General features: G+C 71.6%; 7 protein-coding genes. All 7 read left to right on the forward strand.

Features of this window, described 5'->3' with window-relative positions:
* Positions 1–2,095: copper-translocating P-type ATPase (locus MIC448_RS16130; protein WP_036302058.1), on the forward strand; the 2,095-nt coding region annotated here is incomplete at its 5' end.
* A 21-nt stretch (positions 2,096–2,116) separates the two neighbouring features.
* Positions 2,117–2,380, forward strand: coding sequence for a YHS domain-containing protein (locus MIC448_RS16135; protein WP_021010667.1), 264 nt, complete (start codon positions 2,117–2,119; stop codon positions 2,378–2,380).
* 29 nt (positions 2,381–2,409) lie between these two features.
* Complete coding sequence (locus tag MIC448_RS16140) at positions 2,410–2,991, forward strand: hypothetical protein (RefSeq protein ID WP_021065011.1); 582 nt, start codon at positions 2,410–2,412, stop codon at positions 2,989–2,991.
* A 154-nt stretch (positions 2,992–3,145) separates the two neighbouring features.
* Positions 3,146–3,637: a DUF6153 family protein gene (locus MIC448_RS16145; protein ID WP_036302050.1), complete on the forward strand. Its 492-nt coding sequence runs from the start codon at positions 3,146–3,148 to the stop codon at positions 3,635–3,637.
* 105 nt (positions 3,638–3,742) lie between these two features.
* Complete coding sequence (locus MIC448_RS16150) at positions 3,743–4,378, forward strand: DUF305 domain-containing protein (RefSeq protein ID WP_036302052.1); 636 nt, start codon at positions 3,743–3,745, stop codon at positions 4,376–4,378.
* Positions 4,379–4,586: 208 nt separating this feature from the next.
* Positions 4,587–5,444: a F510_1955 family glycosylhydrolase gene (locus tag MIC448_RS16155; RefSeq protein ID WP_036302054.1), complete on the forward strand. Its 858-nt coding sequence runs from the start codon at positions 4,587–4,589 to the stop codon at positions 5,442–5,444.
* A gap of 58 nt (positions 5,445–5,502) precedes the next feature.
* Positions 5,503–7,545, forward strand: a 2,043-nt coding sequence (locus MIC448_RS16160) for a phosphoketolase (protein ID WP_036302056.1), incomplete at its 3' end; no start/stop codon positions are given.

A 7,545-nucleotide genomic window follows, 5' to 3' on the forward strand; every position in this document is an offset into this window, starting at 1 on the left:
GGCGGGGTACGGAGCGAGCCTCCCAGCCCCGCCTGTGCCCGACACGGCTGAGCAGACCATCCCGCGGGACGATGAGCTGGCGTCGCTGCGGCAGCGGCTGATCGTCTCGGCGGTGCTGGCGGTGCCGGTCGCGGTGCTGTCGATGATCCCCGCCCTGCAGTTCACCTACTGGCAGTGGCTCACGCTCACCCTGGCCGCGCCGGTGGTGGTGTGGGGGGCGTGGCCGTTCCACCGCGCCGCGGCGATCAATGCCCGGCACGGGGCGGCGACGATGGACACTCTGATCAGCGTCGGGGTGCTGGCCGCGTTCGGCTGGTCGCTGTACGCGCTGTTCTTCGGCGGTGCGGGGATGCCGGGAATGCGGATGAGCGTCACCTTCGTCGGCACCCCGCAGGCCGGTGGCCACGAGGTGTACCTGGAGGTCGCCGCGCTGGTGACCGTGTTCATCCTCCTCGGCCGCTACCTCGAGGTTCGTGCCAAGCGGCAGTCCGGCGAGGCCCTGCGCGCCCTGCTGGAGCTCGGCGCCAAGGACGCAGTGATCCTCCGCGAAGGCACTGAGCAGCGCGTCCCCGTCGCACAGCTCGTTCCGGGTGATGTCGTGGTGGTGCGGCCGGGTGAGAAGATCCCCGCCGACGGCCTCGTCACCGAGGGAATGTCCGCGGTGGACGAGTCGATGCTGACCGGCGAGTCCGTGCCGGTCGAAGTCGCCCCCGGCTCCCGCGTGGTCGGCGCGACTGTGAACACCGGCGGGCGCCTGCTCGTGCAGATCACCCGCGTCGGCGCCGACACCGAGCTGGCCCGGATGGCGCGGCTGGTCGAGGAGGCGCAGACCGGCAAGGCCCAGGTGCAGCGCCTCGCCGACCGGGTGTCGGCCGTCTTCGTCCCCATCGTCATTGTCCTCGCCCTGGCCGCGTTCGCCGGGTGGCTGATCGCGGGGGCGCCCTTGGAGGTCGCCTTCACCGCCGCGGTGACCACCCTGATCATCGCCTGCCCGTGCGCGCTGGGGCTGGCGACGCCGACCGCTCTGCTGGTCGGCACCGGCCGCGGCGCCCAGCTGGGCATCCTCATCCGCGGACCCCAGGTGCTCGAGCAGACCCGCCGCATCGACACCGTCGTGCTCGACAAGACCGGCACCATCACCGCCGGCACCATGACCGTCACCGGCATCCACCCCGCTCCCGGCACCGATGAGGCGGAGCTGATCCGGTTCGCCGCGGCGCTCGAGCACGACTCCGAGCACCCCATCGGCCGCGCCATCACCGCCGCAGCCGACGGCCCGACGGATGCCGTGGAGTCATTCGCCGCCGAGGCCGGTCAAGGCGTGCAGGGCATCGTCGACGGCCGCATGGTCGCCGCCGGCCGCGCCACCTGGATCACCGGGCAATGGGCGATCGCGATCCCCGACGAGCTCGCCGCGACGATCACGGCCGACGAGGCCGCGGGCGCCACCGTGACCGTCGTGGCGTGGGACGGGCAGGCGCGCGGCGCGATCAGCGTCGCCGACACCATCAAGCCCACCAGCCGTGAGGCCATCGCCCGACTGCGCGGGCTCGGGCTGACCCCGATCCTGCTCACCGGCGACAACCCCGGCGCCGCCCGCACCATCGCCGACGACGCCGGCATCGAGGACGTCCGCGCCGGAGTCACCCCGCAGGGCAAACTCGACACCATCCGCGAGCTGCAGGCATCCGGACGGGTGGTCGCGATGGTCGGCGACGGCGTGAACGACGCCGCCGCCCTCGCCCAAGCGGACCTCGGCATCGCAATGGGCACCGGCACCGACGCGGCCATCACCGCCGCGGACCTGACCATCGTCTCCGGCGACCTGCTCCTGGTCCCGGACGCGATCCGGCTCGCCCGCCGCACCCTGGGCACCATCAAGGGCAACCTGTTCTGGGCGTTCGCGTACAACGTCGCCGCGATCCCGGTCGCGATGCTCGCCCTGCTCAACCCCATCCTCGCCGCCGCCGCGATGGCGTTCAGCAGCGTGTTCGTCGTCACCAACAGCCTCCGACTGCGCCGCTTCCGCCTCCTGCCCGCCCCGACGCCCACCGTCCTGACGCCCAGCCGCGACACCACCCCCGTCCACGCCTGACACCCACGCAAGGAGACCGCCATGACGCACGACCACGAGCACCACACCGGCCACGAGCACGCCGCGCACGATCACGGATCCCACGAGCACCATCACCATGAGCCCCCGGCCGGGGCGACCAACCTCGTCACCTGCCCGGTCATGCCCGGCAATCAGGTCGACCCGGCGTGGGCAGAGAAGCGCGGCCTGTTCCGTGACTACGAAGGCGCGCGGTACTGGTTCTGCTGCCCCGAGTGCGGGCCGCTGTTCGACGGCGACCCCGCCCGCTACGCCAACGCCGCCTGACCCACGACGGCAGGGAAAGGGGGCGCGGGATGGATACAGCGGTCGGTCTGGTGCAGGCCTACCTGCGGGTGAACGGGTACTTCACCGTCGCCGAGTACCCGGTGCTGGACGCGACCGGTCCGGACGGGCCGCGCACCGTCACCGACCTGGACATCCTCGCGATCCGACTGCACCACATCCCCGGCGACGACCCCGACCCGGCCCTCGGCGCCCGCCCCGGGGCGCCGGACATGATCGTCGGCGAGGTCAAGGAGGGCGCCCCGAAGCTGAACCCCGCGATGCGCGACCCCGCGGTGCTGGAGGCCGCGTTCGCCCGGTTCGGCTGCTGCACCCCCGCCGACGCGCCCGCCCTCGTCCAGGAGCTGCTGACGGCCGGGCAGGTCCTCGCCCCGGAGGGCCACCTGATCCGCACGGTCGCGTTCGGCAACACCGCCCGCCCCCATCGGTCCGGCTCCTGGCACACCGTCCCCCTCGAGCACATCCTCGACTATCTCCGCGATCACCTCGCCCGCAACTGGGCCGTCGTCGGTCGCACCCAGATCAAGGACGACACCCTCGGGCTGCTGGCTCTGATGGAGAAGGCCCACCGTGCCGGAACGGGCCGCCGATGAGCCGGTTGCCGCGCACCGGTCCCCATCCGGGACCATCGCCCCTGGCCAGGCATCGGTCGGGCGACCAGGCTGGGCAGGACCGCCGTGCGCCCGATCGGCGCCGGCGGGGATCCAGGCACACCGGGGTACGCTGGACGCGGGAAGGAGGTCGGCGGTGAACCACATCCGAACCCTGGTGCACGCCCCATCCGGGCTGCACCGGCTGCTGCTGACCTTCGCGACCGCGCTCCTGCTGATCGCCGGCCTGCTGGCCATGCACACCCTCACCGGCATGCTCACCAGCGGGCACGCCGACACCCCCGCAGCGGCCTCCGAAGCCGCCCATGCCGCGCCCGACTCTGACCTGGGCGGCACCGTCGCGACCGGGAGCATGCTCGAGAACACCATCGGGACAGGCACCGAGGCTTCGGGCGGGCACTGCGAGGGCGACTGCGACAGCTCGGGCGGAATGCCGGACCATTCGATGCTGATGATGGCGTGCGTGCTGGCGCTGCTGGCCGCCACCATCGTGCTGCTCGCCCCGGCGCTGCTGGCCCGCCTGGGCACCGTCCTCGCCCTGCTACGCCTGCACGGGCGGAATGTGCTCACCGCGTTACCGCACCCCCGACCACCTTCCCTCATCGTCCTGTCGATCAGTCGAACCTGATTCCCCGCCCTCCCGTCGCCGCTGTGCCGGGAGATGCTGCGCCGTGCCCGCATACGGCTCGGGAATCAACTCACCATTCGACTGACTAGACAAGGACACCCACCCATGCGTTTCCGCATTCTCGCGCTGAGCACCGCCGCGCTCGCCGCTGCGCTCGTGCTCGCCGGCTGCGCGCCCACCGACGGATCCATGCCCGGCATGGACCACGGCCCCGGCGGCATGACCAGCGGCACCCCCGCCCCCTCCGAGCAGGCATCGTTCAACTCCGCTGACGAGATGTTCGTCACGATGATGATCCCGCACCACGAACAGGCCATCGAGATGGCCGATCAGATCCTGGCCAAGGACGGCATCGACGAGCGGGTCGTGACCCTCGCCGAGCAGATCAAAGCCGCCCAAGGCCCCGAGATCCAGACCATGAAGGGCTGGCTCGAGGACTGGGGAATCCCCTACGACGACTCCATGTCCGACATGGGCGGGATGGGCGGGATGGGCGGCATGGACCACGGCGACGGGATGATGTCCGACGACGACATGGCCGCCCTGGACGCCGCCACCGGGGTCGAGGCGACCCGGCTGTTCCTCGAGGGCATGGTCGGCCACCACCAGGGCGCCGTCACCATGGCCCAGATGGTGCTGAACAACGGCGAGAACCCGGACGTGGCCGCGCTCGCCCAGCAGATCATCGACGGACAGACCGCCGAGATCACCACCATGCAGGACATCCTCGCCACCCTCTGACCCGAACCCCTCGGGCGGGGCCGACCACCCCTGACCTGGCCCCGCCCGAGGCCCGGCGATCCGCCCGGCGCATCCGTCCTGACCGACAGCGCCGGCCCGTCGAAAGGCCCATCATGACTTCCCGGACTCTGGCCGCGTGCTTCGTGGGCATCATCCTCGCCCTGATCATCCTGTCCGCGGCGACCATTCTCTTCATCCAGGCGATCGCATGAGCAGCAACGCCACCACGATCACGGCCGCTGCCGTCGCCGCTGCTGCGGGCCTGCTGCTGACCGGCTGCACCTCCACGCCGACCGCCACCTCGGCACCCGCCCCGGATACCGGTCTCGGTCATGTGCACGGCATCGTCGACCTCGGCGGGAGCACCGTGCTGCTGGGCGCCCACGCAGGCCTCTACACCCTCACCGACACCGGCGACATCTCCGGCCCCCTGGGAGGCGCGGACTTCGACGCGATGGGCCTGACCGCCGACGGCGACGTCCTCTACGCCTCCGGGCACCCGGGACCGAACACCCCGGCGGAGCTCGGCGAGCACAACCTGGGACTCATCCGAAGCACCGACGCCGGGACCACCTGGGAGCCGGTCGCGTTTACCGGGCAGGAGGACTTCCACGTCCTCACCGCCGGAGACGGTGCGATCCACGGGATCGGGTCCAGCTCGATCACCATCCGCACCAGCACCGACGGCGGGACCACCTGGATCGACGGCGCCGAGCTCCCCGCCGCCGACCTGACCGTCACCACCGACGGCACCCTCTACGCCGCGACGCGGCAGGGCCTGCAGGAGAGCCGGGATGCGGGCGCCACCTTCGACCTCGTCGCGGATGCGCCGCCGCTCTACCTGGTGGAGGCGGACTCCACGGGCGGGCTGGTCGGCGTCGACACCGACGGCACCCTCTGGCGAGTCACCGGCACCGGATCCTGGGACAGCGTCGGTGCCGCCACGGGCACCGTCCAGGCGCTCGGGAACGCAGATGGGGCGGTCGTGCTCGTCGACGACCGCGGCATCGTCTGGATCCACGGCACCGAGACCACCGTCGTCCTCCCGGCAGGGACCGCACAATGACCACTATCACCATGACCACATTCGGCGGCCTCGGCCGCGAACCTCGAGGAGACCGACCATGAGCACCGCACCGGCCCGCTGGGCATACCGCACCACCGCCGTCACCCCGGAACGACTGGAGGAGGTGGATGCGTGGTGGCGGGCGGCGAACTACCTGAGCATCGGGCAGATCTACCTGCTCGACAACCCGCTGCTGCGCGACCCGCTCACCGCGGAGCACATCAAGCCTCGACTACTGGGGCACTGGGGCACCACCCCGGGCCTGAACTTCCTGTACGCCCACCTCAACCGGGCGATCACCGACCGGGATCTGAACACCCTGTACGTGACCGGGCCGGGGCACGGCGGGCCGGGCATGGTCGCCAACGCCTACCTGGACGGCACCTACACGGAGCTGTACCCGCGGATCGACCGCACCGAGGAGGGGCTCAAGGCGCTGTTCCGGCAGTTCTCCTTCCCCGGCGGCATCCCCTCGCACGCGTCCCCGGACACGCCCGGGTCGATCAACGAGGGCGGCGAGCTCGGCTATTCCCTCGTCCACGCCTACGGCGCCGCGTTCGACAACCCGGACCTGCTGGTCGCGTGCGTGATCGGCGACGGGGAGGCCGAGACCGGGCCGCTGGCGACCGCGTGGCACGGCAACAAGTTCCTCAACCCCGCCGCGGACGGGGTGGTGCTACCGATCCTGCACCTGAACGGGTACAAGATCGCCAACCCGACGGTGCTGTCCCGCATCCCCGAGGACGAGCTGGTCGCGCTGCTGCGCGGCTACGGCCACGAGCCGTTCGTGGTCACCGTCGGCTTCGACGGCGAGGACCCGCGGGAGTCCCACGCCCGGTTCGCCGGCGTGCTGGACGAGGTGCTGGACCGGATCGCGGACATCAAGACCGCCGCGGCGGCCGGCACCCTGGAAGGCCGGCCGGCGTGGCCAGCGATCGTGCTGCGCAGCCCGAAAGGCTGGACCTGCCCGCCGGTGATCGACGGGCTCCCCGTGGAGGGCACCTGGCGGTCCCACCAGGTGCCGCTCGCCGAGGTCCGCGACACCCCCGAGCACCTGCAGATCCTCCAGGACTGGCTGGCCTCCTACCGGCCCGACGAGCTCTTCGACGCCGACGGCGCCCCGTTCCCCGCCACGGTCGCCGCCGCCCCGGCCGGAGCGCGGCGGATGAGCGCTAACCCGGTCGCGAACGGCGGGCAGCTGACCGTCCCGCTGCGCCTGGGCGACTTCCGCGACCACGCCCACCCGGTCGACCCCGAGGCGCGAGGCACGGGAACGGCGGAGGCGACCCGGATGCTCGGCGAATGGCTCGCCGACGTGATCCGGCACAACCCGGACAACTTCCGCATCTTCGGCCCCGACGAGACCGCCTCCAACCGGCTCGCCCCGCCCGTGTTCGAGGCCACCGGCAAGCAGTGGAACGCGACCGTGCTGCCGGTGGACGAGCATCTGGCGCCGACCGGGCGGGTGATGGAGGTGCTCAGCGAGCACCAGTGCCAGGGCTGGCTCGAAGGGTACGTCCTCACCGGCCGGCACGGCCTGTTCAACTGCTACGAGGCGTTCACGCACATCGTCGACTCGATGTTCAACCAGCACGCCAAATGGCTCGAAGCCGCCAGCGAGGTGCCCTGGCGGGAACCGGTGCCGAGCTTCAACTACCTGCTCTCCAGCCACGTCTGGCGGCAGGACCACAACGGGTTCAGCCACCAGGACCCCGGGTTCATCGACCTCGCCCTGAACAAGAGCCCCGACATCGTCCGCGTCTACCTCCCGTTCGACGCGAACACGCTGCTGTCCACCTACGACCACTGCCTGCGCTCCACCGGCTACATCAACGTCGTCGTCGCCGGAAAGCAGCCCGCCCCGCAGTGGCTCACCATGGACGAGGCGATCGAGCACTGCACCCGGGGCCTGGGCATCCTGCCCTGGGCCGGCACCGAGACCGAGGGCGCCGAGCCGGACGTGGTGCTCGCCGCCGCCGGCGACGTGCCCACCCTCGAGGTGCTCGCCGCGGCCGCGTTGCTGCGCGAGCACATCCCTGACCTGTCCGTGCGGGTCGTGAACGTGGTCGACCTGACCCGTCTGCAATCCGAGGACCAGCAC

Source organism: Microbacterium sp. C448, from assembly GCF_000582705.2.
In the GTDB taxonomy this organism is placed as follows: Bacteria; Actinomycetota; Actinomycetes; order Actinomycetales; family Microbacteriaceae; genus Microbacterium; species Microbacterium lacus_A.

Bases quoted from the DNA above. Each gene is read 5' to 3' on its own strand.
- MIC448_RS16135 (WP_021010667.1), top strand. From the start codon at position 2,117: ATGACGCACGACCACGAGCACCACACCGGCCACGAGCACGCCGCGCAC.
- MIC448_RS16140 (WP_021065011.1), top strand. From the start codon at position 2,410: ATGGATACAGCGGTCGGTCTGGTGCAGGCCTACCTGCGGGTGAACGGG.
- MIC448_RS16150 (WP_036302052.1), top strand. From the start codon at position 3,743: ATGCGTTTCCGCATTCTCGCGCTGAGCACCGCCGCGCTCGCCGCTGCG.
- MIC448_RS16155 (WP_036302054.1), top strand. From the start codon at position 4,587: ATGAGCAGCAACGCCACCACGATCACGGCCGCTGCCGTCGCCGCTGCT.